This is a genomic window from Pseudomonas sp. W5-01, from assembly GCF_046540435.1.
Classification (GTDB): Bacteria; Pseudomonadota; Gammaproteobacteria; order Pseudomonadales; family Pseudomonadaceae; genus Aquipseudomonas; species Aquipseudomonas graminis_B.
In genome coordinates, this window is sequence record NZ_JAXCIP010000001.1 from 330,836 (window position 1) to 354,022 (window position 23,187).

Here is a 23,187-nt window from a genome sequence, read left to right on the forward strand (position 1 = left end):
CCTTGATCATTGAGTTATCAGTAGTGCAGTACCGCGACCGCATTCTTTTTCAGCAGCTCCTGGTACAGATCAGCGTAGGGTTCTACCGCTTTGTGCCAATCGAACGGAGCGGCCATGGCGCGGCAGCGCATGGCGTTGAGCAACAGAGGACTTTCGAAGACCTTGAAGGCGCGGGTCAGGGCGTCGGTGTAGCTTTCGACGGTAGATTCGTCGAACAGAAAGCCGGTGCAGCCGTCTTCAATGGTGTCCGCCAGGCCGCCCGTACGACGTGCGACCGGCAGCGAGCCAAAGCGCTGTGCGTACATCTGGCTAAGGCCGCAAGGCTCATAACGGGAAGGCATCAGCAGAAAGTCACTGCCGGCGAACATGCGACGTGCGTCGGTTTCGTTGAAGCCCACCCGGACGCTGACCTGACCCGGGAAACGGGCGGCGAGGTCGCGCATGGCGTCTTCTTCTTCAGGCTCGCCACGGCCGATGATCGCGATCTGGCCGCCGTTGTTGACGATGTACTCGGCCACGCCAATGGTCAGGTCCAGACCCTTTTGGTAAACCAGACGGGAGACCACGGCGAACAGTGGGCCAGTGGACGGCTCCAGTTCGAACAGCTCGCGCACGTAGTCAGCGTTGATTTCCTTGCGGGTCCACTCATTCGGGGCGAAGCGGCAAATCAGGTGTTCGTCGGTGGCAGCGTCCCAGCTCTCGTCGATGCCGTTGGGGATGCCGCTGAGCTGACCGCGGTCGGCCTTGCTCTGCAGGAAACCTTCCAGCCCGCAGCCGAAATCCGCCGTGGTGATTTCCTTGGCGTAGGTCGCGCTCACGGTGGTGATGTGGCTGGAGTAGGCCATGCCCGCTTTGATGAACGACAGCTGGCCGTAAAATTCCATGCCCTCCGGGTTCAATGCCGAGTCCGGAATGCCCAGCTCGCGGCTGGAGGCAATGCTCACAAAGCCCTGATACGCCAGGTTGTGAATGGTGAAAATCGACGGCGTGGTCTGGCCGCGCCATTTCATGTACGCCGGGGCCAGGCCTGCTGGCCAGTCGTGGGCGTGAACCAGCTCGGGGCACCATTGGGTCTTGACCGCGCCGGCTGCGAAGTCGGCGGCCGCCAGGCCCAGGCGGGCAAAACGGATGTGATTGTCGGACCAGTCGCGGCCGTCATTGTCACCGTAGGGCGTGCCTTCACGCTCGTACAACTCGGGACAGATCAGGACGTAGATGACCAGACCGTCTTTCATGTCCATCCGGCCGATCTTGCAGGGAGGCAGCGCGGCGTGGCCGGGCAGCTCGCTGATGATGTGGATCGGATTGCCGCTATTGATGACCTGTGGATAGCCGGGAATCAGCACGCGTACATCGTGCAGGTGGCGCATGGCGCGCGGCAGTGCGGCAGACACATCGCCCAGGCCGCCGGTTTTCACCAGGTCGGCCATCTCTGAAGTCACGAACAGGACTTTCTTGCGGGTAACCGAAGAAACCACTGGTTGAACAGGAGGCAGTTGCAGCACAGGTGCGCTCGTCGTTGCGAAGACCGGCAGATGGGTCAGCTCGCTGGCCGGCTGATTAAAACTCTCTCCCTTCTGGGTTTTGACAGCGGCACTAATCATCGTTTTCTCCAGTTCGATATGCAGTGTTGGTACAGCACTTAGTTGTAAGCGGCCATTTCCTATGGCCAGGCACACAAGACCTACGCAAGATCGATACCCATTTACCGACTGCAGATAAAGGAACAAGGTGAAAGCGTACTCTGCTTCGATTTTTCAACAGCATAGTTGCTCTATTCACATGACCCCGGCGCCTGTGTAGAAGTTTCGACAATTTTTCCGGGCCGTGTCTGGCATGCGGGATTGCGATCCGGCGCATCCTGTCATTCGGGGAGTTCTGCCGATCTGCAAGCCCCTGAATGCGCCGTTGTGGAGCATGGGGTGTCGGCCGGTATAACGGGGTGCCGCCGGTCGGATTGTTGGACAATCATCGTGCCGATGGTCTACTCCCGCGCAGGGCCTGCGCCTTTGTGGGACGCGGGACGCACATTTCGATAGCGCTGCCTTTTCTCGGTGCGTGCCGGAACAAATCCTGAACGATCAGAGACATTTCCTACTTCTGTATAAGGATATTTTTGCGGCCAGGGCGTTAGAATCGGCGCCACGCGGCACGTCGGCACACTGAGTCGAGCGCCTGTTGAGGTTTCTCCAGCGGTAGAGGAAGTCAATGCAAGCCCCTGAGGTTCTGGTACTGCAAGCCAGCTATAGCAATTCGGTTCACGCTGAAGCCATCGGGTTTCTGCTCAATCAATACGCCGAGGACGCGATGGGCGGCGGGAAGTCGCTGTCCACGGACACCCGTCAGCAGTTGGCGATCGAACTGGCCAAGCGCCCCCATGCGTTCAGCGTGCTGGCGTTCATCGCCGGCGAGCCGGTTGGCCTGGTCAACTGTTTCGAAGGGTTCTCGACCTTCGCCTGCCGGCCCTTGGTTAACGTCCATGATGTGGTAGTGATCGCCTCGGCCAGAGGGCAGGGCATCAGTCAGAAGATGCTGGCGAAGGTCGAGGAAATCGCCCGCCAGCGCGGCTGCTGCAAAATCACCCTCGAAGTGCTGGAAGGCAACGAAGCCGCCAAAGGCGCCTACCGCAAGCTCGGTTTCGCCGACTACCAGCTGGACCCGCAGATGGGGCGAGCGTTGTTTTGGCAAAAAGCGCTGTAGCTGAGCGCTGTTAGTGGGACCGGCTTCAGCCGGGAAGAGGCCGGTGTGAACACCCTCAATTTTGCGGTGTGACGCCATAAGTCTTCCCGGCTAAAGCCAGTCCTACCAAGGCGTTCACTTACGCTCCTGCAAACGCACGCAATAATGCATTCACTCACGCTCCCGCTAAACGCACGCAATAATGCGCAAATCCTTTGTAACAGTTCTGTCCTGTAAGGCGATTCCGAGAGCGCGATAGGATCGCCTCCCGTATTGCTTTCAGGACTCACATGTCGCTCTCTCTGGAACCTCCCAGTCGCTGGTCCCTTTCGAACAGGATTCCAGGCGTTCATTCCGCGTCATCACCCTTAAACAAGATTTCTATCTGGCTAGACCCACTTTGCCGTGTGTCGGGCCTTTTCGTGTCTGTCCCATTGATCGAGAAGGGGCGCTGACCCATGGAATGGATTGCTGATCCCACGGCGTGGCTTGGCCTGTTGACCCTTATCGTGCTTGAGCTGGTGCTCGGCATCGACAACTTGGTGTTCATCGCCATCCTCGCCGACAAGTTGCCGCCTGAGCAGCGCGACCGCGCGCGGGTGCTGGGCCTGTCTCTGGCGTTGATCATGCGCCTGGGCCTGCTCGCGAGCATTTCGTGGATGGTCACGCTGACCGAGCCGCTGTTCGAGATTTTCGAAAAGAGCTTTTCCGGTCGCGACCTGATCATGCTGTTTGGCGGCGTGTTCCTGCTGTTCAAGGCGACCATGGAATTGCACGAGCGGCTGGAAGGTCACGTCACCCAGCGGGCCGGCAGTACGACCTACGCGCTATTCTGGCCCATCGTCGCGCAGATCGTCGTGCTCGATGCGGTGTTCTCCCTGGACGCTGTGATCACCGCCGTGGGCATGGTCGATGAGCTGTCGATCATGATGATCGCCGTGGTGTTCTCGATCGCCATCATGATCATCGCCAGCAAGCCGCTGACCGCCTTCGTCAACGCGCACCCGACGGTGATCATGCTGTGCCTGGGCTTTTTGATGATGATCGGCTTCAGCCTGACCGCCGACGGCCTGGGGTTCCATATTCCCAAGGGCTATCTGTACGCGGCCATCGGTTTCTCGATCCTGATCGAGGTGTTCAACCAGATTGCCCGTGCCCGTCGCAAGCGCAGCGTCAAAGGCGACCTGCCGCGCCGCGAACGCACGGCCCACGCCGTGTTGCGCCTGCTGGGTGGCCGCAGGCCGAGTGCCGAGGAGGTCGGTGAGGAGATCGCCGACATGCTCGATGGCGACAGCGACGAGGTGGTGTTCGACCGCCGCGAGCGGGTGATGATCAGCGGCGTGCTGCAGTTGGCCCAGCGCCCCATTCGCGGTGTGATGACGGTGCGCAACGACGTCGATGTAATCGATCTGGATGACACGCCGGAAGGCATTCGCCAGCGACTGGTCAACTCACCGTACTCACGGCTGCCGTTGATCCGCGGGGGCCGTATCGACGAGCCGCTGGGCTTTGTGCACAAGAAGGAAATGCTCAATGCCTGGCTGTCCGGTGCAGAGCCGAACATCGAACACCTGGCTCGACCGACGCTCAATCTGCTGGAGAGTTTCTCGATCCTCAACGCCCTGGAACAGATGCGCGCCCAGTCCACGCACATTGCGTTCGTGATCAACGAATTCGGCGACTTCGCCGGCATCCTGACCATGACCGACATCCTCGAATCCATCGCCGGCGAGTTGCCGGACGCCAGCGAAATCGAGGGCCCGGACTTGATCGAAGAGGGCGAGGGCGTGCTGGTCAACGCCGCCATGAACCTGAGCCACCTGCGCGAACGCATCGGCTTCAAGGCGCGGGCGACCGGGGACTATCAGACCCTTGCCGGGCTGGTGGTGAGCCTGCTGGATCGCTTGCCGGTGACAGGTGATGAGCTGCAATGGGAAGGCTGGCACATCAAGGTCGTGCAAGTGCAGGAGCGGCGGGTGACCCGCGTACTGTTGCGCCAGACGCCGTCAACATAACCTCCGCTGACGCCTACTCATCCCGGCGGAAACAAAAAAGGCCTGCATTGCGCAGGCCTTTTCGTTTGGAGCGAACCTTACTTCGCCTCTATTACTTGTTCACCACCTGAGGCATGGCGCCGGGCTGGCTGGCGGCCTTCTCCATGTGGGCAAAGTCACTCAAGCCCTTCGGCGCATAGGGGTCGCCGATCAGTCGAGGGCGCGCCTTGAAGTCCAGGCTGACCAGGCTCTTGGTGGTATCGAGTTCATCAAAGCTCAGCCCTGCCAGTTGCGCCCAGGTGTGGATCAGGTTGGAGCTGGTGTAAGGACGGTCGTGGATGCTCTCGAAATTCCAGTCATGGGTCTGCTTCCACTTCGGCGAGGCGTAGGCAATGAACGGCACGGTGTACATCGGGATCGTCGGCTTGTTCTCGTTGCGGCCCAGGGTATTGCGGCCTGGCGAGTCATAAACGTCTTCGCCGTGGTCCGAGAGGTACAGCAGGAAGCCGTTCGGGTCGGCCTTGCCGTATTCCTTGATCAGGCTGGAGACCACGAAATCGTTGTACAGCACGGCGTTGTCGTAGCTGTTGTAGAACTCCAGCTTGCTGTCATCGATGTCCGCCGGCACGCCGTCACGTCCGCTGAATTTCGCGAATTCTTCCGGGAAGCGGTACTGATAAGCCATGTGCGTGCCGAGCAGGTGAACCACAATCAGTTTGCGCGGCGCGGCATCGGTCAGTGCCTTGGCGAACGGCGAGAGCACGTCGCCGTCGTACTGGCGGGCGTTCTGGTTGCGGTTGTTGTTCAGATAGACCTGCTCGTCAGCCTGCTCGGAGAAGGTGGTCAGCATCGTGTTGCGCTTGGTCATCGTCTGCTGGTTGGTGATCCAGAAGGTCTTGTAGCCTGCCTGTTTCATCACGCTGACGATGGACGGCGTCTTCAGGTAAAGGTCCGGGTTTTCCTCGTCGGCGAAGGTCAATACCTGCTGCAGGGCCTCGATGGTGTAAGGCCGTGGGGTGATGACGTTGTTGAACACCTGCAACTGGTCCTTCATGGCGTCCAGGTTCGGCGTCGTCTGGCGCGGGTAGCCGTACAGATGCATGCGCCCGCGGTTGGTCGACTCGCCAATCACCAGCACCAGGGTGGTGGGCAGGTCGGCTTGGGCGTCCTTGAGGTTTTTCAGCGGAGCGATGTTGCTGCTGCTGGTCAGCATGTCCTGCATGCCATCCAGCTGCTGGGTGTAACGGTGATAGGCAACGATCATCTGCCATGGCACCGCCGGCTCGATGCGCGACTCGAAGGCTTCGAGGGCCGAGGCGGTGTCGTCGTGGCGGGCGAACTGCTTGGCCAGCGGGTAACCGATGATGCCGATCAACAGTGCGGCGGCCACGGCGTACGCGCGAGGACGCGGCATGTACACCGGGCGCAGGCGGGTCCACAGGAATATCGCGAACGCGGTGTGGGCGATGAACGCCAGCACGATCCACCACGCGAAGTACTGGGTCATGTATTCGCCGGCTTCAGAGATGTTCGATTCGAACATGATGAAGATGACGCTCTGGGAAAACTCCTGCTGGTAAATGAAGAAGTAACCCAGGCTCGCCATGGAGCAGGCCCACAGAACCACCCCGATGACGGCCGCCATGACCCGGGTCTTTTGCGGGAACATCAGCATGGGCGCGAGCCAGATGCCACTGATCACGAACGCCTGACGGAAGCCGGCGAAACCGGTGATACCGGTCAGCTGAATAAGCAGCTGAGTGATGCCCGAGAAGTACCAGAAAAACACGAACAGCCAGATGATGCCCGCCCAGTCGAACCCTTTCGGAGTCGCAGTGCTCCGTTTCATCGTTGTCATCAAGCGCTCCGCTATAGACCTTTTCAGGCGGCAGAACACCGCCTGAACTCATTCCAGTGCCAGCAATTGGCCAGCAACCAACCTGTTAAGGGTCGGGATTATGTTTTCAGACGGGTGAAAATTTTGTCACGCGGAGCGTTGCGAAAACGGTGAAACCGGCTATGGACCTCAATCGCAGTCCAGGCGGGGAACGTAACAACGTGTGTCGGGTCCGACGGAGGGTCGAAAGGGGCGTCAAGCGCGCGGCATTGCGAGTACAGGCAAGGGGAGGCGAGGGATGCGCCGGCAAGCCTGCAGATCAGGCTTGCCTTGGGAGGAGGGGTGTCGCGGATCAGGCGTGCAGGGCGTTGCTGCTGCCGATGAGCTGGGCGTGCTGCAGCATCGAAGTCAGCTGGGCAACTTTCTTCTGCAATACGGCGCGTTCTTCCCTGAGCTGGCGCAGCTCGTCACGACGGATTGTGACGTAAAGAGTCTGTGGAGCGTTGGCTGTCATTACTGTGCCCATTGCACACCTCGCAAATGGCGGATTCAACTTCATAAGGTTCAAGCAAGGACGCCTGCTACTTGGCATGTCCTGCTCACTACCTCTATCGGCCGGGATTCTGATTTCTTTTGCGTAAAAAAGGAACTTTTTTATTTTTGATTGTCGCGAACGTTTCTTGATCGCGAAAACGTGCGTCATAGGGCAGTCTTGCAGACCTCTGTGCCCCTGCACATGAAACTTTTTTCACCGGGAAACCATAGTTTGCCTCCCCGGACTAACCCACTATGCGGCACTGGGCTATAAACTGAGGCACCTCTGAATTTGATTAAGGAGCACCTCTACATGCAACTCGGGATTGTTGGACTAGGCCGCATGGGCGGCAACATCGCACGTCGACTGATGCTCAATGGCCACACGACTGTGGTCTATGATCGCGATGAGAAGTCTCGCACCGTGCTCGCCAACGAAGGTTCAACGCCAGCCCATGACCTCGCGTCACTGGTTGCGGCGCTGGAAAAACCGCGGGCCGTCTGGGTGATGTTGCCTGCTGGCGCTCCAACCGAAGACACCATCAACGAGCTGGCCACTTTGCTCGATGCCGACGACGTGATCATCGACGGCGGCAACACCTTCTACAAGGACGACGTGCGTCGCTCCCTCGCCCTGAAAGACAAGAACCTGCACTACGTCGATGTCGGCACCTCGGGCGGCGTCTGGGGTCTGGAACGCGGCTACTGCATGATGATCGGCGGCGAAACCGACGTCGTCACGCGCCTTGACCCGATCTTCAAGACCCTGGCCCCGGGCATTGGCGACATCCCGCGCACCAGGGACCGTGCCAGGGACGCCGACCCGCGTGCCGAACACGGTTACATCCACGCCGGTCCGCCGGGCGCCGGGCACTTCGTCAAGATGATCCACAACGGCATCGAGTACGGCATGATGCAGGCCTTCGCCGAAGGCTTCGACATCCTCAAGACCAAGAATTCGGACAACCTCCCGGTTGAACAGCGCTTCGACCTGAACCTGGGCGACATCGCCGAAGTCTGGCGTCGTGGCAGCGTCGTGTCTTCCTGGCTGCTCGACCTGACCGCCGACGCACTGGCCACCGACCCGCAGCTCAACGCCTATTCAGGCTCCGTGGCCGACAGCGGTGAAGGCCGCTGGACCATCGAAGCGGCCATGGAGCAGGCGGTACCGGTTCCCGTGCTGTCCACTTCGCTGTTCGCCCGCTTCCGCTCCCGTCAACAAAGCACGTACGGCGACAAGATGCTGTCCGCCATGCGTTTTGGATTCGGTGGTCATAAGGAACCAAAATAATGGGTTTATCCCGCAGCAAGCAGAATGCGCCGGTCGCTCCGGCGACCACGCTGTTCCTCTTCGGCGCCCATGGTGACCTGGTCAAACGGCTGTTGATGCCGGCCCTCTACAACCTGTTTCGCGACGGGTTGGTGGGGGAGGACCTGCACATCGTCGGCGTTGACCACAACACCGTCAGCGATGCCGATTTCGCCAAAAAGCTCGAAGACTTCATACGTCAGGAGGCGGCCAGCAAGATCGCCCAGGGCGGCGAAGAGCCGCTTGACCCGGCGTTGTGGGGCAGCCTGTCGAAGCGCATCACTTACATCACCGGCGATTTTCTCGACGATTCCACGTACGCGGACATCGACGCGAAGATCAAGAGCACGGGCACCCGCAACGCCGTGTTCTACCTGGCGACTGCGCCGCGTTTCTTCAGTGAGGTGACGCAGCGTCTGGGCTCTTCCGGGCTGATGGTCGAGGACGACGAAAGCTTCCGTCGCGTGGTGATCGAGAAGCCGTTCGGCCACGATCTGCCCAGTGCGGTGGCTCTGAACAACTGCTTGCTGAAGGTCATGAGCGAGAAGCAGATCTACCGGATCGACCACTATCTGGGCAAGGAAACGGTGCAGAACATTCTGGTCAGCCGTTTCTCCAACGGCCTGTTCGAGTCGTTCTGGAACAACCACTACATCGATCACGTGCAGATCACCGCAGCCGAAACCGTGGGCGTTGAAACCCGCGGCAGTTTCTACGAAACCACCGGCGCCCTGCGGGACATGGTGCCCAATCACCTGTTCCAGCTGCTGGCGATGGTAGCGATGGAGCCGCCGGCTGCATTCGGTGCCGATGCCGTGCGCGGCGAAAAGGCCAAGGTCGTCGGCGCGATCCGGCCCTGGTCGGAAATGGAAGCGCTGGCCAATTCGGTGCGCGGTCAGTACGCCGAGAGCAACATCGACGGCAAGCCCGTCACCGGTTACCGCCAGGAAGACCGTGTCGATCCCGAGAGCAACACCGAAACCTACGTCGCACTCAAGGTCATGATCGATAACTGGCGCTGGATGGGCGTGCCGTTCTACCTGCGCACTGGCAAGCGTATGAGCGTGCGCGACACCGAGATCGCCATCTGCTTCAAGCCTGCGCCGTATGCCCAGTTTCGCGACACCGATGTCGACAGCGTCGCGCCGAATTTCCTCAAGATCCAGATCCAGCCTGACGAAGGCATGTGGTTCGATCTGCAGGCGAAGAAGCCCGGCCCGACCCTCGACATGCAGACCATTGAATTGGGTTTCGCCTACAAGGACTTCTTCGAGATGCAGCCGTCGACCGGGTACGAAACCCTGATCTACGACTGCCTGACCGGTGACCAGACCCTGTTCCAGCGTGCCGACAACATTGAAAACGGTTGGCGTGCCGTGCAGCCGTTCATCGATGCCTGGGCCAAGGATCCGCAGGTGGACCTCTACCACGCGGGCGAGGACGGGCCCTCGGAGGCCGATGAGTTGCTGGCCCGTGACGGCCGCACATGGCAGCGCCTGGGATGAGTGACGCTTCGCAGTCCCTCATCCAGTTCATGTTGTCCGACATCGATGGCACGCTGCTGCACCCCGATCACAGCCTGAGCCAGGCCAACATCGATGCGGTGCGCAAGCTGCAGGAGGCCGGGATTCATTTCTCGGTCGCCAGCAGCCGGCCCCCTCGGGCCATGCGGCAGCAGATCGAAGCCTTGGGCATCACGCTGCCGACCGTGGCGTTCAACGGTGCCAACATCATCAATCCTGACGGCAGCCTGCTGAAGGCCCACCGCATCAATGCCGCCGCGGCGCGCACCAGCCTCGAGCTGTTCGCCAGCGAGGCGGTGGCGGTCTGGGTGTTCGCCGACGACCAGTGGCTGCTGCTCAATCCCGAGGGGGATTACGTCGACCACGAGCGCAACACGCTGGGCTACGACTTCGTCCACGTCGCCAGCTTCGACGACTACCTGGACCGCATCGACAAGATCGTCGCGGCGAGCAAGGACTTCGAGCTGCTCAAGCGCCTCGAGGTCAAGCTCAACCCGCTGATCGCCGAGTCGGCGTTGGCAGCCCGTTCACAATCCTATTACCTCGACGTCACCGCACTGGACGCCAACAAGGGCACTGCCCTTGAGACGCTGGCCGATGCGTTGGGCGTCCCGCTGGCCCACACCGCCGCGATCGGCGATGCGGGCAACGACGTGGCGATGTTCCTACGCGCCGGGTTGTCGATTGCCATGGGGCAGGCCGAAGTGGGCGTGAAGACCCAAGCCAACTACGTTACCGACAGCAATGCCGATGACGGGCTGGCCAGGGCCATTGAGCGATACATCCTCCCCCGTTGATTCGGGGCGGCGATTGCGCTGCTACTCATGGGTTCAGCTACTCAAGGGCACGGCGCACAACAACAATAACGTGCTCACCGAGAGGGATAACCGCCCGATGGCTGTGTTGATTGAAGACTACGCGCTGCTCGGCAACTGCCGGACCGCCGCGCTCGTGGCCCGCGACGGGTCACTGGACTGGCTGTGTTTCCCGCGCTTTGATGCGCCAGCCTGTTTCGCCGCGCTGCTGGGTGACAGCAACAACGGGCGCTGGAAGCTGGCCCCGGTTGACGGCCGCGCCCGGACGCGCCGCAGCTATCGCGACGGCACACTGATTCTCGAAACCCTCTTCACCACCGACACCGGACAGGCGTTGCTCATCGATTTCATGCCCATGGAGATCGACAGCAGCGTGGTGCGCATCGTCGTCGGCGTGGAGGGGCGCGTGGATTTCTCCATGGACCTGGCGATTCGCTTTGACTACGGCAGCACGGTGCCGTGGGTCGAGAAGCGCGAGCCGCACACGATGACCGCCGTTGCCGGCCCGGACATGCTGGTGCTGCGCACGCCTGCCGAACTGCACCCGATGGACCACCACACCGAGAGCCTGTTTAGCGTTGAAGCAGGCCAGCGGCTGGGTTTCGCGTTGTCCTGGCAGGTCTCCCACGAGCCGGTGCGTGGGGGCTTCGATATGGAGTCGGCGCTGCAGCAGACCGAAACGTTCTGGCGGGGTTTTTCTGACCGCTGCCCGGATGTCGGTCCCTGGACGGACCAGGTCAAACGTTCGCTGATCACCCTCAAAGCCATGACCTACGCGCCCACCGGCGGGATCGTCGCAGCGGTGACCACGTCGCTGCCCGAACAGTTGGGCGGCGAGCGCAACTGGGATTACCGCTTCTGCTGGCTGCGCGATGCGACCATGACCCTGCTGGCGTTCATGAACCTGGGCTACTTCGAAGAAGCGACTGCGTGGCGCAACTGGCTGCTGCGCTCCATCGCCGGCAACCCGGATCAAGTCCAGATCATGTACGGCCTGGCAGGCGAGCGACGTTTGCTGGAGTATGAATTGCCTTGGCTGGCCGGTTACGCGCAATCGCGTCCGGTGCGGGTGGGCAACGGCGCGGCCAGTCAGGTGCAGTTGGACGTCTACGGCGAAGTCGCCGACGCCATGACCCAAGCCCTTAAAAACGGATTGCCGGCGCTGCCGCGCGGCACGGAAATCCAGAAAGTGATCATGCCGTTTCTGGAAAAAGTCTGGCATCAACCGGACGCCGGCATTTGGGAAATCCGTTCGGCGCCGCGGCACTTCACCCATTCCAAAGTCATGGCCTGGGTGTCGTTCGACCGCAATGCCGGGGTGTTGGCCAAGAGCGATGACCCGGAAGACCGCGAGCGGGGACGGCACTATCGGCAGGTTGCCGATCAGATTCACGCCGACGTCTGCGCCAACGGTTACGACACCGCACTGGGCAGCTTCGTGCAGACCTACGGCGGCCAGGAAATGGACGCCAGTCTGCTGCAGATCGCGCTCACCGGCTTCCTCCCCGTCGACGACCCCCGCGTCACCGGCACCGTCACGCGGATAGAACAATCGCTGATGAAAGACGGCCTGCTATTGCGCTACGACAGCGAACGCAGCACCGATGGCGTGTCGGGCAGCGAAGGGACGTTCCTGGTGTGCTCGTTCTGGCTCGCGGATGTATACGTGCTCCAAGGCCGCGACGAAGAAGCCCAACTCCTCTTCGAACGCCTGTGCGGTCTGTGCAACGACGTCGGCCTCCTCGCCGAACAATACGACCCCCAGCAAAACCGCATGCTCGGCAACTTCCCCCAGGCTTTCAGCCACATCGGCATCATCAACACCGCCCTCAACCTGCACCGCGTCATCTGCCCCGTAAAAACCCGCGCGGCCACACAGCCCTAGTGGAACAGGTCCAGGCGATCGTGCCGATCAGCGGGACCGGCTAAAGCCGGGAAGCTTTTGCTGTTGATTTTGATCTTCATACGCAAAAAGCCCAGACACCGCAGAACGCGACTTGGGTGCAGGCTGAACGCAGGTTTCGCGGAGTGGGCCGAGCCGCATGGATGCGGCGAGAGCGCCGTCAGGACATGGATGTCCGTTCGGCGCGGGCCCACGGAGCGAGACCGGAGTGAGGGTACTCCGACGAAGGAGGAGCCCAACCAGGAGCGCAAGCCCTTGGTTACTTGGGGCTTTATCAAGTAACTCGCCGGAGGCGAAATGTCTGCCGTTAGGCAGACCCCTCTCAGCCGCACCGCGCACTCGGGGACAGCGCACTCGGGGACAGATTAATTTACGATGAAGCGCTGTAAATAAATCAGTCCCCTCACCAGTCCCCTCACCGCGCCTTACGGAACGTAAAATTGATCCGCTGCTCCCCCAGCTCCGGATGCTCCGCCTGCCGAATCGGCAGCACCCCATGAAAGCGCAACCGATCAACCCCGCCCCACACCACCACATCCCCATGAAACAACGGCACCCGCTGAGTCGGATCGCCGCGCCCATGACCACCGAACAAAAACATCGCCGGCAACCCCAGCGACACCGACACCACCGGCCACTCCAAACCGCGCTCATCCTTATCCTGATGAAGCGACATCTTCGCCCCGGGAATATAACGATTGATCAGGCACGCATCCGGCACAAACCCCTCAAACCCCGCCGCCGAGGCCGCCGCCACCGCCAGCTCCATCAAAACCTCGGGCATCGCCGGCCACGGCTGACCCGTCATGGGATCGACCGGAGAATAGGCATAGCCACTTCGGTCTGTCGTCCAGCCGAACTCCCCGCAACTGCTCAGCGCCACCGACATCGTGTTACCACCGGGCGTGACCATGTTGCGGAACGGCGCCTGCGCAAGAACCGACTCCAGCGCAGGCAGCAATGACTCGATAAAGGGCAGGGCGAAGCCACGGAACACAAACGACTCCGGCCCGATCTGCTCCCGGGAAGGCAACTGCGGCGTGTCCTCCGCGAACAGATCAAACGTCGCCGGCGTCGTGCCTTTGCGCTGCATCACCATGGGCGTCCCCGATCCAGATTTCGCCTACAGCGCTTTGCTGACCTTCACATCGCTGATGACATCATCACCGTCGGCGTGCATTTTCTGCAGGGCTGCCAGGGCTTCCTCGGTGGAAGGCGACTGCAACAGGGCAAATTCGAAACGACGCTCACCGTTGAGCTTGTAGCTGATCGCGTATTTGAAGACGGGGGCAGGGGTGCTCACATTTGACTCCTTGGAAACGCTGACCGGATGTTCGCAAAAAAACCACAAAGATTTCACGTCGTCCGGTGTTCAATGGCGCCTTAGCTCAGACGCGAGGACGAGCGGCGGACGATCTTGATCGAATGGGTAAAAGCGGTTTTGCGCCCGCCATGGCTGTCCAGTTTGCGGCCAGCGGTGTCGATGGTGATGTTCCAGAAGCCGGTGCTGGGCACCGCGATCTTGGCAGGGAAACGGTCGAATGCGCCACCGTGGTAGGTGTGACGGCCGCCGTTCTTGAAGCTGCGGAAGTTGGCATCACTCATCAGGCGTATGTTGCAAAGCTGGGAGCACTCGATGACGACCATGTCGTCTTCGTTGAGGTGCTCGCGCTGGTGAACGAATTTCATGGGTGTCTCCGGAGACAGCGTTCTCGAAAACCCGAAACGATAGCACGGCGAGCCTGGGCATTGATCATCCCGGCGGGTTTTATTGCGCTGCCCTCAGCCCGAATCAGCGCAGCGCTCACAGCAAGGCTGGCAGTTAAAAAAGCAGGCGTGCGGGATTTAATCCGGGTCAGGCTTGTCGTAAGGACCTTTACTGGAGGGATTGTATGAAATTGGCGGTTGTTATTCTGGCCCTGGCGATGACCGGCTGCGCCACAGTTACAGACATTGAACACACCCCGGCGACCATGAGTGTGATGTCCGGCAAGTCGCCGAAGGATTATGCCGCGTGCTTTGTCGGACGCATCTCCGACAGCCGCAAGCCGCCGCAGATCGAGCCGCATAAAGAGGGCCTGCGCATCATCGTTCCACAGAAACTGCTGAGCAGTGATCCTGCTGCCATCGTCGACATCGAGACCCGCTCCGGCGGCAGCTCGATCAAGCTGTTCGAGCGCATGTCGAACAACCCGCTGCGACCCAAAGACGTGCAGCATGCCGTGACGGCCTGTATCTCGGGCGAATGACGCGGTTGAGACAGCATCAGGAAGTGACGTGGGTACAGCGGTAAACGGCCAGCGACGTTATTTGCAGACCACCAGCACCGTGCGGTTTTTATAGTTGCCGACATCGACACCCAGGGTCTTGTCATCTTCCTTGGGTTGCGGCGTGCCATTAGTGCTGACGATGTTGTAGCCGGTGCCCGCGCAGGAAGCGTCAGCCTTTTCGTAGCAAGCGGCCCAGGACATGGCTTCGCCGGAGCAGTCGATGCTCAACGCCTGTTTGCCGTCTTTGAGGTAGGTGTTCTGCGCAGTCGCGCAACCGGTCAAGGCCAGTACAGCAATGACGGATAAGATCTTGATCATGGTGGAATGCTTCGCGATGAGGGCCGGTGTGGGATGTGCTGCTTTGGGATTGCTAGTCTCAGACTTGGGGTGGGTGCCATCGTTCCGGCATCACCCGACATTTTTTGCAGGGTGCGCGCGCTGAGTTAACCGCGCATGAGCACTGCTGGACCCGACCTGCGCCCGGGCCATGCCCCATTGCGGGGCTGGCCGGGCCAGGGGATCAGTCTTTCTTGTCAGCCCGACGACGCGGGGCTGGCGTGTCTTCGAATACGGCGGCGACTTCAATGGCGCTGCTCTCGCTGGAGAACGGGCCTGCCACGGCTTCACCGTCGTGGCCGACCAGCCACCATTGGCCGTCCTGGAGCTTCTTGATCTGGTACCCGTTCACGCTTTTGACTTCAGACATCGACTTGTCTCGATTAGTGATTCAGGCGCCCATGATAATCGGCAAATGCCAAAGGGCAATCGCACAATTTCCCACGGGCGAGGGCGAACAGGGCTACGCTTGCGAAGGTCACCGAACGGCGGTTACGCGGCGCTGGATGCCCTCGTCTGACGGACAGCATGGAATTCCAGTAATCAGTGGGTGAAGCGTGGCGAGGCAGCGGGTTACTGAGCTATTTGCGGAACTATCTGCGGAACTATTTGCGGAACTATCTGCGTCAGCGTTCCTCTACCTAGGCAGCGAACGGCCAGTAGCGGCATTGTAAGGTTATCGCCGCCTCATTAGACTGCGCCGCAACACCCCCAGCTCATCAAGGATTTATATGATCAAGAAATGCTTGTTCCCTGCAGCCGGATACGGCACTCGCTTTTTGCCAGCGACCAAGGCCATGCCCAAAGAGATGCTGGCAGTTGTTAACAAGCCACTGATCCAATACGGCGTAGAAGAGGCCTTGGAGGCCGGTTTGACCGAAATCTCCATCGTTACTGGCCGCGGCAAGCGCGCGCTGGAAGACCACTTCGACATCAGCTACGAGCTCGAACACCAGATCAAAGGCACCGACAAAGAGAAATACCTGGTCGGCATCCGCAAACTGATCGACGAATGCAGCTTCTCCTACACCCGTCAAACCGAAATGAAAGGTCTGGGCCACGCAATTCTCAGCGGCCGGCCTCTGATTGGCAACGAAGCATTTGCCGTGGTTCTGGCAGATGACTTGTGTGTCAACCCCGGCGGTGACGGTGTCCTGGAGCAGATGGTCAAGCTGCACAAGCAGTACAAATGCTCGATCGTCGCCATTCAGGAAGTGCCTGCCGATCAGACTCACAAGTACGGCGTGATCGCGGGTGAAGAGATCAAGGCTGGCCTGTTCCGCGTGACCGACATGGTCGAGAAGCCAAAGCCTGAAGATGCTCCTTCGAATCTGGCGATCATTGGTCGTTATATCCTCACGCCGGACATTTTCGAGAAAATCGAGCAGACCGAGCCGGGCAAAGGCGGTGAAATCCAGATCACTGACGCTTTGATGAAGCAAGCTGCTGAAGGCAACGTACTGGCCTACAAATTCCAGGGCACGCGTTTCGATTGCGGCGGTGCGGCCGGTTACGTCGAAGCCACCAACTTCTGCTTCGAGCATTTCTACAAAGAACTGTAATCAGCACATGACAGCGGTTGAACTGGCTTTTGCCACGCCGCTGTATGTAAGACAAAGCCACCTTCGGGTGGCTTTGTCGTTTCTGCCCTGCGGAACTTGCCGAGCGCGCTCAAGCGGTTATGCTAGCGCATCGCTTAGGAGAGACAGATGAGCTACGACTTTGACCTTTTTGTAATCGGCGCAGGCTCGGCGGGCGTCCGGGCGGCGCGGTTTTCCGCCGGCTTCGGTGCGCGCGTGGCCGTGGCCGAGAGCCGTTATCTGGGCGGCACGTGCGTCAACGTCGGTTGCGTACCGAAGAAGCTGATGGTCTATGGCGCGCACTATTCGGAAGACTTCGAACAGGCGAAAGGCTATGGCTGGAGCAGTGGCGAGGCGCATTTCGACTGGCCCACCCTGATCGCCAACAAGAACCGCGAAATCAGCCGCCTCAATGGCGTCTACCGCAAGCTGCTGGACAGCAGCGGCGTGTCACTGATGGAAGGCCATGCACGCCTGCGCGGCCCCCACGAAGTCGAAATCAACGGCCAGGTTCACACGGCCGAGCACATCATGATTGCCACCGGTGGCTGGCCACAGGTGCCGGACATTCCGGGCCGCGAGCACGCCATCACCTCCAACGAAGTGTTCTTCCTCGAGCAGATGCCCAAGCGCGTCGTCGTGGTCGGCGGCGGCTACATCGCGGTGGAGTTCGCCTCGATCTTCAACGGCCTGGGCGCTGACGTTTCGCTGATGTACCGCGGCGAGTTGTTCCTGCGCGGCTTCGATGAGAGCGTGCGCACCCATCTGCACGAAGAACTCGCCAAGCGCGAGATGGACATTCGCTTCAAGACCGAGATCAGCAGCATCGAGAAGCTGGCCGACGGCACCTTGCAACTGAGCCTGAACGACGGCAGCCGTTTCAACACCGACTGCGTGTTCTACGCCACCGGGCGCCGCCCGATGCTGGACAACCTGGGCATGGACACCGTCAACGTCGAGCTGGATGACAAGGGCTTCATCAAGGTCAACGGTGATTACCAGACCACCGAGCCGTCGATCATCGCCGTCGGCGACATCATCGGCCGCGTGCAGTTGACGCCGGTGGCGCTGGCCGAGGGCATGGCCGTCGCGCGGCGCCTGTTCAAGCCCGAGCAGTACCGCCCTGTGGATTACCGCCACATTCCCACTGCCGTGTTCAGCCTGCCGAACATCGGCACGGTCGGTCTCACCGAGGCCGAAGCCATGAAGGACGGGTATGAGGTGCAGGTGTTCGAAAGCACGTTCCGGCCGATGAAGCTGTCGCTGACCGATAATCAGGAGCGCACCCTGATGAAACTGGTGGTCGATGCCAAAACCGACCGCGTGCTGGGTTGCCACATGGTCGGCCCGGACGCCGGCGAGATCATTCAGAGCCTGGCGATCGCCCTCAAGGCCGGCGCCACCAAGCAGATTTTCGACGACACCATCGGTGTGCACCCGACGGCGGCGGAAGAATTCGTCACCATGCGCACACCGACACGCTAAGCATCACCCGGCACGTGTTGTTAAGCCTCGCGCGGCACACGTGAACGGTCCGGCCTCCATGGAGGGAGCCGGGCCAGCCATTGTTTTTAGGGACGGACCCACTCTTTGACCAGCACGAGTTTTTCGGCAGCCATGCCCTTGAATCCAGCAGGACCTGATGACCAGGCGCTTTCCAGAACCGAAGCGCTTGATGAGAGTGAGCGGCAGTTTCGCAGCCTCGCCGATAACATGAGTCAGTTGGCCTGGATCGCTGACCCCGCCGGTCACATCCATTGGTACAACGAACGCTGGTACAGCTACACCGGCACCTCATACGAAGCGATGATGGCGCTGGGCTGGCGGTCGTTGCATCACCCTGACCATGGGCAGCGGGTCGAATCACGTCTGCAGCGCTGCTTCGCCACCGGCTCGTTGTGGGAGGACACCTTCCCGCTGCGCGGCAAGGACGGCCAGTACCGCTGGTTCCTCTCCCGCGCATTGCCGATCCGCGATGAGCGCGGCAGCATCATCCACTGGTTGAGCACGAGCACGGACATCACGGCCCAGGTCAGTGCCGAGGACGCGCTGCGCGAGCTGAATGAGAGCCTCGAACAGCGCGTCGCCGAGCGCACCCGCGAACTGGCCGAAAGCAACGAGCGCCTGCAGGTCGAAATCAGTGAGCGTGCCCAGGCTGAAGAGGCCTTGCGCCACGCGCAGAAAATGGACGCCATCGGCCAGCTGACTGGCGGCATCGCCCACGACTTCAACAACATGCTCACCGGCGTGCTCGGCGCACTGGACCTGATTCAGCGTCGGGTCGCCGCAGGGCGCGTGTCGGAGATCGATCGTTACATCGAGGCCGCCATGGGCTCGGCCAACCGCGCTGCGTCGCTCACCCATCGCCTGCTTGCGTTCGCCCGTCGCCAGTCACTGAACCAGCGGCCGGTGGACGTCAACCACATGGTGACGTCGATGGAAGAGCTGCTGCGCCGGACCATTGGTGAAAGCATCGAGCTGGAAGTCGACCTGCACACGATCTCGTGCCTGACCAACACCGATGAGCATCAGCTCGAGAATGCGTTGCTTAATCTGGTCATCAACGCCCGCGACGCGATGCCCGATGGCGGTCGGTTATTGATCCAGACCGAACTGACCCACATTGCCCTGCTGCAGGACGCGCTGGCGCCGGGCGACTACGTGCGCCTTCGTGTGCAGGACACCGGGCTGGGCATGTCCAGCGAGGTTATCGCACGGGCCTTTGATCCGTTCTTCACCACCAAGCCGATCGGGCAGGGCACTGGCCTGGGCCTGTCGATGGTCTACGGCTTCATCAACCAGACCGGCGGCCGGGTCAGCATTTCCAGCGAAGAAGGGCGTGGTACGCGCATCGACTTGCTGTTGCCGTGTCACCATGAGGTTGCCGAGCTTCCCCCCGCCGTCCCTCGCAGCTTCGAACCACCTCGTGCCGGCCTGGGCGAGCGCGTGCTGGTGGTGGAGGACGAGGCTGAGGTGCGCATGCTGGTGGTGGATGTGCTGAAGGAGCTGGGTTATCGCGTGAACGTAGCCTGCGACAGCCATGAGGCACTGGTGGTTTTGCAGGGAGCCGAGCCCGTTGATCTGCTGGTCACGGATGTGGGACTGCCGGGGCTGAATGGTCGCCAGTTGGCAGAGGTGGCGCGCCAGCATCGCCCGGGGCTGAAGGTTTTGTTCATGACCGGCTATGCGCGGGAGGCTGAGGTGCGTGGTGACTTCCTCGACGATGGCATGGATTTGCTCACCAAACCTTTCAGCATCGACGAACTTGCCGTGCGGGTGCGAAGCCTGATCGAGTCGGTAGCCTAGGACTGGCTGGATCACCAGGACTGGCTGGATCACCAGGACTGGCTGGATCCGTAGGACCGGCTTTAGCCGGGAAGCTTTCCGGTCGACAGTGCGGGTGACCCAACCGCACCCGCCCAACAACGTCTTCTATTAATAAAGCATCCTTATAGTCAAAACCAATCATAAGCATGAGCTTTGCCAATGAGTCCCTGCTGACGATTTTGCGTAGTATCCTCCCCATCGAATTTGTAACACCCCATTTTCACAACCCTCAGGAGATTCACTGATGCCTATCATCAACAGCCAAGTCAAACCGTTCACGGCAACTGCTTTCAAGAACGGCAACTTCGTAGAAGTGTCGGACGCCGACCTGAAAGGCAAATGGTCTGTGGTGTTCTTCTACCCGGCTGACTTCACCTTCGTTTGCCCAACCGAGCTGGAAGACCTGGCGGACAACTACGCCGAGTTCCAGAAACTGGGCGTCGAAATCTACAGCGTTTCCACCGATACCCATTTTGCCCACGCTGCCTGGCACAACACTTCGCCAGCCATCGGCAAAATCCAGTACACCATGATCGGTGACCCGACCCTGAAAATCTCCCGCAACTTCGACGTCCTGATCGAAGAAGCAGGTCTGGCTGACCGCGGTACTTTCGTGATCAACCCGGAAGGCGAAATCAAAATCGTCGAACTGAACGACGGCGGTGTTGGCCGTGACGCTTCCGAGCTGCTGCGCAAAATCAAGGCGGCTCAGTATGTTGCTGCCCACCCGGGCGAAGTCTGCCCAGCCAAGTGGAAAGAAGGCGAGGCCACCCTGGCTCCTTCGCTGGACCTGGTTGGCAAGATCTAAGTCGTCATGACCGGATCGGGGGCGATGAGCCCATGAGCACGTAAACCGCATCGCCCCCAAAAAACGCCCGGGCGGTCATCGCCTGGGCGTTTTTTTTTGTAGAACCCGCTAGATCTTGAACGTATCCAGACCTGAAAGTGAAGAAGGAAGCCGAACCATGTTGGACGCCAATCTTAAAGCTCAGTTGAAATCTTACCTGGAGCGGATCACTCGCCCGATCGAGATCGTTGCGTCCCTTGATGACGGCGCAAAATCCCAGGAAATGCTGGCCCTGCTCAATGACATCGTCAGCAGCTCCGACAAGATCACCCTGGACACCAATGGCAGCGATGCACGCACGCCGTCCTTCGCCCTGAACAGCCCGGGCCAGGACATCAAGCTGCGTTTCGCCGGTCTGCCAATGGGTCACGAATTCACCTCGCTGGTGCTGGCGCTGCTGCAAGTCGGCGGCTACCCGTCCAAATCCTCCGAGGACACCATTGAACAGGCCCGCGGCCTGACCGGTGAGTTCAAGTTTGAAACCTACTTCTCGCTGACCTGCCAGAACTGCCCGGACGTGGTCCAGGCGCTGAACCTGCTGGCTGTTCTTAACCCGAACGTGGAACACGTCGCCATCGAAGGCAGCCTGTTTCAGCAGGAAGTCACCGACCGCCAGATCATGTCCGTGCCAAGCATCTACCTGAACGGCGAGCTGTTTGGTCAGGGCCGCATGAACCTGGAAGAGATTCTGGCGAAGATCGACACCAGCGCCGGCGATCGTCAGGCCGACAAGCTCAATGGCAAAGAAGCGTTCGACGTGCTCGTCGTCGGCGGTGGCCCGGCCGGTTCGTCGGCAGCGATCTACGCTGCCCGTAAAGGCATCCGCACCGCTGTGGCGGCCGAGCGTTTCGGTGGCCAGGTGCTCGACACCATGGCGATCGAGAACTTCATCTCGATGCAGCACACCGAAGGGCCGAAGCTGGTGGTCGCCCTCGAAGAACACGTCAAGCAGTACGAAGTGGACGTCATCAACCTGCAGCGCGGCGAGCAACTGATTCCGGGCAAGAACGGTGAGCTGCATCAGGTGAAGTTCGCCAGCGGCGGCGTGCTCAAGAGCAAGACGGTGATTCTGGCGACCGGCGCACGCTGGCGCGAAATGAATGTGCCGGGTGAGCAGCAGTACCGCAACAAAGGCGTGGCGTACTGCCCGCACTGCGACGGTCCGTTGTTCAAGGGCAAGCGCGTGGCGGTGATCGGCGGCGGCAACTCCGGTGTCGAAGCGGCCATCGACCTGGCGGGTATCGTGTCCCACGTCACCTTGCTGGAATTCGACGCCAATCTGCGCGCCGATGCGGTCCTGCAACGCAAGCTGCACAGCCTGCCCAACGTGACGGTGCTGACCAGCGCGTTGACCAGCGAAGTCACCGGCGACGGCCAGAAGGTCAACGGCCTGCGCTACAAGAACCGCCTTACCGGTGAAGACATCACCATCGAGCTGGAAGGTATCTTTGTGCAGATCGGCCTGCTCCCGAACACCGAATGGCTGAAGGGCACCATCGAGCTGTCGCCACGGGGCGAGATCATCATCGACCCACGCGGTGAGACGTCGATCCCGGGCATCTTCGCTGCCGGTGACGTGACCACCGTGCCGTACAAGCAGATCGTGATCGCGGTGGGCGAGGGCGCCAAAGCCTCCCTCAGCGCCTTCGACCACCTGATCCGCACCAGCGCCCCGGCGTGATACCTCGCTAAAACTGGTCCTACTGGCTCATGCGGTGTCGTAGGACCGGCTTCAGCCGGGAAGGCGTCGGTCGCCATATCTCTGAACCAAGGGCCAGAAACAAAAAAACCTCATGAGCGATCACGAGGTTTTTTTTGCGCTGTCATTCAGGGACCCGCCTTGTGGGGGCAGGCCTCCATGATATTCTCGCGCCCGTTTTCATCACTGCCGTGGGATCCCCGTGAAATTCATCCACCAACGCGAACACCTGAATGAAGGCGACATTGTGGTGATCGAGTCCTCGAACGCCTGCAATATCCGCCTCATGAGTGATGCCAACTTCCGCAGTTTCAAGAACGGCGGTCGGCACACCTATCACGGCGGCGCCTTCGACCGCTTCCCGGCGAAAATCGTGGTGCCCAGCACCGGCTTCTGGAACATCACGCTGGACACGGTCACCCAACGGGCGATCAGCGTGACCCGCAAGCCCAACCTCAAACACTCGATCAAGATCGTGCGTCGGACAGGCTCAAAGCTTCAAAACTGAGAGCCTGATGACTGCATATTCAGCGG

At 60.5% G+C, this 23,187-nt stretch carries 20 protein-coding genes and 1 pseudogene; 13 read left to right on the plus strand and 8 right to left on the minus strand.

Annotated features, from left to right (window positions below; genetic code table 11):
- Positions 1-17 precede the first annotated feature (17 nt).
- Positions 18-1,604, minus strand: a complete 1,587-nt coding sequence (glgA, locus tag SLW75_RS01325) for a glycogen synthase GlgA (protein WP_410933306.1) — start codon at positions 1,602-1,604, stop codon at positions 18-20.
- A 604-nt stretch (positions 1,605-2,208) separates the two neighbouring features.
- On the opposite strand from glgA, the gene SLW75_RS01330 reads away from it, so the two are divergent.
- Both SLW75_RS01330 and SLW75_RS01335 read left to right on the plus strand, forming a co-directional pair.
- Complete coding sequence (locus SLW75_RS01330) at positions 2,209-2,700, plus strand: GNAT family N-acetyltransferase (RefSeq protein ID WP_192135939.1); 492 nt, start codon at positions 2,209-2,211, stop codon at positions 2,698-2,700.
- Positions 2,701-3,137: 437 nt separating this feature from the next.
- A complete protein-coding gene (locus SLW75_RS01335; protein ID WP_410933307.1) occupies positions 3,138-4,694 on the plus strand; it encodes a TerC family protein in 1,557 nt (518 codons plus the stop codon).
- A gap of 91 nt (positions 4,695-4,785) precedes the next feature.
- Here SLW75_RS01335 and SLW75_RS01340 read toward each other — a convergent pair whose 3' ends face one another.
- Together SLW75_RS01340 and SLW75_RS01345 are read right to left on the minus strand one after the other, a co-directional pair.
- On the minus strand, positions 4,786-6,531 hold the full coding sequence (locus SLW75_RS01340) for a phosphoethanolamine transferase CptA (protein WP_410933308.1): 1,746 nt from the start codon (positions 6,529-6,531) through the stop codon (positions 4,786-4,788).
- Positions 6,532-6,862: 331 nt separating this feature from the next.
- Complete coding sequence (locus SLW75_RS01345) at positions 6,863-7,036, minus strand: DUF6026 family protein (RefSeq protein ID WP_141695114.1); 174 nt, start codon at positions 7,034-7,036, stop codon at positions 6,863-6,865.
- A gap of 321 nt (positions 7,037-7,357) precedes the next feature.
- Between SLW75_RS01345 and gnd the strand changes: the two genes are divergently transcribed.
- From gnd to SLW75_RS01365, 4 genes are all read left to right on the plus strand, one after another.
- Positions 7,358-8,335, plus strand: a complete 978-nt coding sequence (gnd, locus tag SLW75_RS01350; protein WP_410933309.1) for a phosphogluconate dehydrogenase (NAD(+)-dependent, decarboxylating) — start codon at positions 7,358-7,360, stop codon at positions 8,333-8,335.
- Positions 8,335-9,858, plus strand: coding sequence for a glucose-6-phosphate dehydrogenase (gene zwf / locus SLW75_RS01355; protein WP_410933310.1), 1,524 nt, complete (start codon positions 8,335-8,337; stop codon positions 9,856-9,858). The genes gnd and zwf overlap by 1 nt, the downstream gene beginning before the upstream one ends.
- A complete protein-coding gene (locus SLW75_RS01360) occupies positions 9,855-10,673 on the plus strand; it encodes an HAD family hydrolase (RefSeq protein WP_192135946.1) in 819 nt (272 codons plus the stop codon). The genes zwf and SLW75_RS01360 overlap by 4 nt, the downstream gene beginning before the upstream one ends.
- A gap of 97 nt (positions 10,674-10,770) precedes the next feature.
- Positions 10,771-12,576, plus strand: a complete 1,806-nt coding sequence (locus SLW75_RS01365) for a glycoside hydrolase family 15 protein (RefSeq protein WP_410933311.1) — start codon at positions 10,771-10,773, stop codon at positions 12,574-12,576.
- Between the two features lie 433 nt (positions 12,577-13,009).
- Here SLW75_RS01365 and alkB read toward each other — a convergent pair whose 3' ends face one another.
- The 3 genes from alkB to SLW75_RS01380 form a co-directional block, all read right to left on the minus strand.
- The gene (gene alkB / locus SLW75_RS01370; RefSeq protein WP_410933781.1) at positions 13,010-13,687 is read right to left on the minus strand and encodes a DNA oxidative demethylase AlkB; all 678 of its coding nucleotides are present in this window, start codon (positions 13,685-13,687) and stop codon (positions 13,010-13,012) included.
- Between the two features lie 30 nt (positions 13,688-13,717).
- The gene (locus tag SLW75_RS01375) at positions 13,718-13,897 is read right to left on the minus strand and encodes a hypothetical protein (protein WP_410933312.1); all 180 of its coding nucleotides are present in this window, start codon (positions 13,895-13,897) and stop codon (positions 13,718-13,720) included.
- Between the two features lie 80 nt (positions 13,898-13,977).
- A complete protein-coding gene (locus SLW75_RS01380; RefSeq protein WP_037010615.1) occupies positions 13,978-14,283 on the minus strand; it encodes a DUF1883 domain-containing protein in 306 nt (101 codons plus the stop codon).
- Between the two features lie 203 nt (positions 14,284-14,486).
- Here SLW75_RS01380 and SLW75_RS01385 point away from each other — a divergent pair, with 203 nt between their 5' ends.
- On the plus strand, positions 14,487-14,843 hold the full coding sequence (locus SLW75_RS01385; protein WP_065987190.1) for a hypothetical protein: 357 nt from the start codon (positions 14,487-14,489) through the stop codon (positions 14,841-14,843).
- 57 nt (positions 14,844-14,900) lie between these two features.
- On the opposite strand, the gene SLW75_RS01390 is transcribed toward SLW75_RS01385, so the two are convergent.
- On the minus strand, positions 14,901-15,182 hold the full coding sequence (locus SLW75_RS01390; protein ID WP_065987192.1) for a hypothetical protein: 282 nt from the start codon (positions 15,180-15,182) through the stop codon (positions 14,901-14,903).
- A gap of 202 nt (positions 15,183-15,384) precedes the next feature.
- Positions 15,385-15,570, minus strand: a complete 186-nt coding sequence (locus tag SLW75_RS01395) for a hypothetical protein (RefSeq protein WP_065987194.1) — start codon at positions 15,568-15,570, stop codon at positions 15,385-15,387.
- Between the two features lie 361 nt (positions 15,571-15,931).
- Between SLW75_RS01395 and galU the strand changes: the two genes are divergently transcribed.
- From galU to SLW75_RS01425, 6 genes and pseudogenes are all read left to right on the plus strand, one after another.
- Entirely contained in the window at positions 15,932-16,762 is an 831-nt protein-coding gene (gene galU / locus SLW75_RS01400) for a UTP--glucose-1-phosphate uridylyltransferase GalU (protein WP_410933313.1), read from the plus strand.
- A 147-nt stretch (positions 16,763-16,909) separates the two neighbouring features.
- Positions 16,910-18,265 (plus strand): glutathione-disulfide reductase, encoded by a 1,356-nt coding sequence (gene gorA / locus SLW75_RS01405; RefSeq protein WP_065987197.1) that lies wholly within the window; start codon positions 16,910-16,912, stop codon positions 18,263-18,265.
- A 159-nt stretch (positions 18,266-18,424) separates the two neighbouring features.
- Positions 18,425-20,086 (plus strand): annotated as a pseudogene (locus tag SLW75_RS01410) (ATP-binding protein); the annotation flags it as partial.
- A gap of 265 nt (positions 20,087-20,351) precedes the next feature.
- On the plus strand, positions 20,352-20,915 hold the full coding sequence (gene ahpC, locus SLW75_RS01415; RefSeq protein WP_065987199.1) for an alkyl hydroperoxide reductase subunit C: 564 nt from the start codon (positions 20,352-20,354) through the stop codon (positions 20,913-20,915).
- Between the two features lie 157 nt (positions 20,916-21,072).
- Positions 21,073-22,635, plus strand: a complete 1,563-nt coding sequence (gene ahpF, locus SLW75_RS01420; RefSeq protein ID WP_296310009.1) for an alkyl hydroperoxide reductase subunit F — start codon at positions 21,073-21,075, stop codon at positions 22,633-22,635.
- A gap of 220 nt (positions 22,636-22,855) precedes the next feature.
- Positions 22,856-23,161 carry a DUF1883 domain-containing protein gene (locus tag SLW75_RS01425; RefSeq protein ID WP_282373314.1) on the plus strand — a complete coding sequence of 102 codons (306 nt, stop codon included), beginning with the start codon at positions 22,856-22,858 and terminating at the stop codon, positions 23,159-23,161.
- The last annotated feature ends 26 nt before the right edge of the window (positions 23,162-23,187 follow it).

Excerpts from the sequence above, each read along its gene's own strand:
- zwf (WP_410933310.1), top strand. The coding sequence starts at position 8,335 with ATGGGTTTATCCCGCAGCAAGCAGAATGCGCCGGTCGCTCCGGCGACC.
- galU (WP_410933313.1), top strand. The coding sequence starts at position 15,932 with ATGATCAAGAAATGCTTGTTCCCTGCAGCCGGATACGGCACTCGCTTT.
- SLW75_RS01380 (WP_037010615.1), bottom strand. The coding sequence starts at position 14,283 with ATGAAATTCGTTCACCAGCGCGAGCACCTCAACGAAGACGACATGGTC.
- SLW75_RS01365 (WP_410933311.1), top strand. The coding sequence starts at position 10,771 with ATGGCTGTGTTGATTGAAGACTACGCGCTGCTCGGCAACTGCCGGACC.
- SLW75_RS01390 (WP_065987192.1), bottom strand. The coding sequence starts at position 15,182 with ATGATCAAGATCTTATCCGTCATTGCTGTACTGGCCTTGACCGGTTGC.
- SLW75_RS01395 (WP_065987194.1), bottom strand. The coding sequence starts at position 15,570 with ATGTCTGAAGTCAAAAGCGTGAACGGGTACCAGATCAAGAAGCTCCAG.
- alkB (WP_410933781.1), bottom strand. The coding sequence starts at position 13,687 with ATGCAGCGCAAAGGCACGACGCCGGCGACGTTTGATCTGTTCGCGGAG.
- SLW75_RS01330 (WP_192135939.1), top strand. The coding sequence starts at position 2,209 with ATGCAAGCCCCTGAGGTTCTGGTACTGCAAGCCAGCTATAGCAATTCG.
- ahpC (WP_065987199.1), top strand. The coding sequence starts at position 20,352 with ATGCCTATCATCAACAGCCAAGTCAAACCGTTCACGGCAACTGCTTTC.
- SLW75_RS01385 (WP_065987190.1), top strand. The coding sequence starts at position 14,487 with ATGAAATTGGCGGTTGTTATTCTGGCCCTGGCGATGACCGGCTGCGCC.
- SLW75_RS01360 (WP_192135946.1), top strand. The coding sequence starts at position 9,855 with ATGAGTGACGCTTCGCAGTCCCTCATCCAGTTCATGTTGTCCGACATC.
- gorA (WP_065987197.1), top strand. The coding sequence starts at position 16,910 with ATGAGCTACGACTTTGACCTTTTTGTAATCGGCGCAGGCTCGGCGGGC.
- gnd (WP_410933309.1), top strand. The coding sequence starts at position 7,358 with ATGCAACTCGGGATTGTTGGACTAGGCCGCATGGGCGGCAACATCGCA.
- SLW75_RS01335 (WP_410933307.1), top strand. The coding sequence starts at position 3,138 with ATGGAATGGATTGCTGATCCCACGGCGTGGCTTGGCCTGTTGACCCTT.
- glgA (WP_410933306.1), bottom strand. The coding sequence starts at position 1,604 with ATGATTAGTGCCGCTGTCAAAACCCAGAAGGGAGAGAGTTTTAATCAG.
- SLW75_RS01345 (WP_141695114.1), bottom strand. The coding sequence starts at position 7,036 with ATGGGCACAGTAATGACAGCCAACGCTCCACAGACTCTTTACGTCACA.
- SLW75_RS01340 (WP_410933308.1), bottom strand. The coding sequence starts at position 6,531 with ATGACAACGATGAAACGGAGCACTGCGACTCCGAAAGGGTTCGACTGG.
- ahpF (WP_296310009.1), top strand. The coding sequence starts at position 21,073 with ATGTTGGACGCCAATCTTAAAGCTCAGTTGAAATCTTACCTGGAGCGG.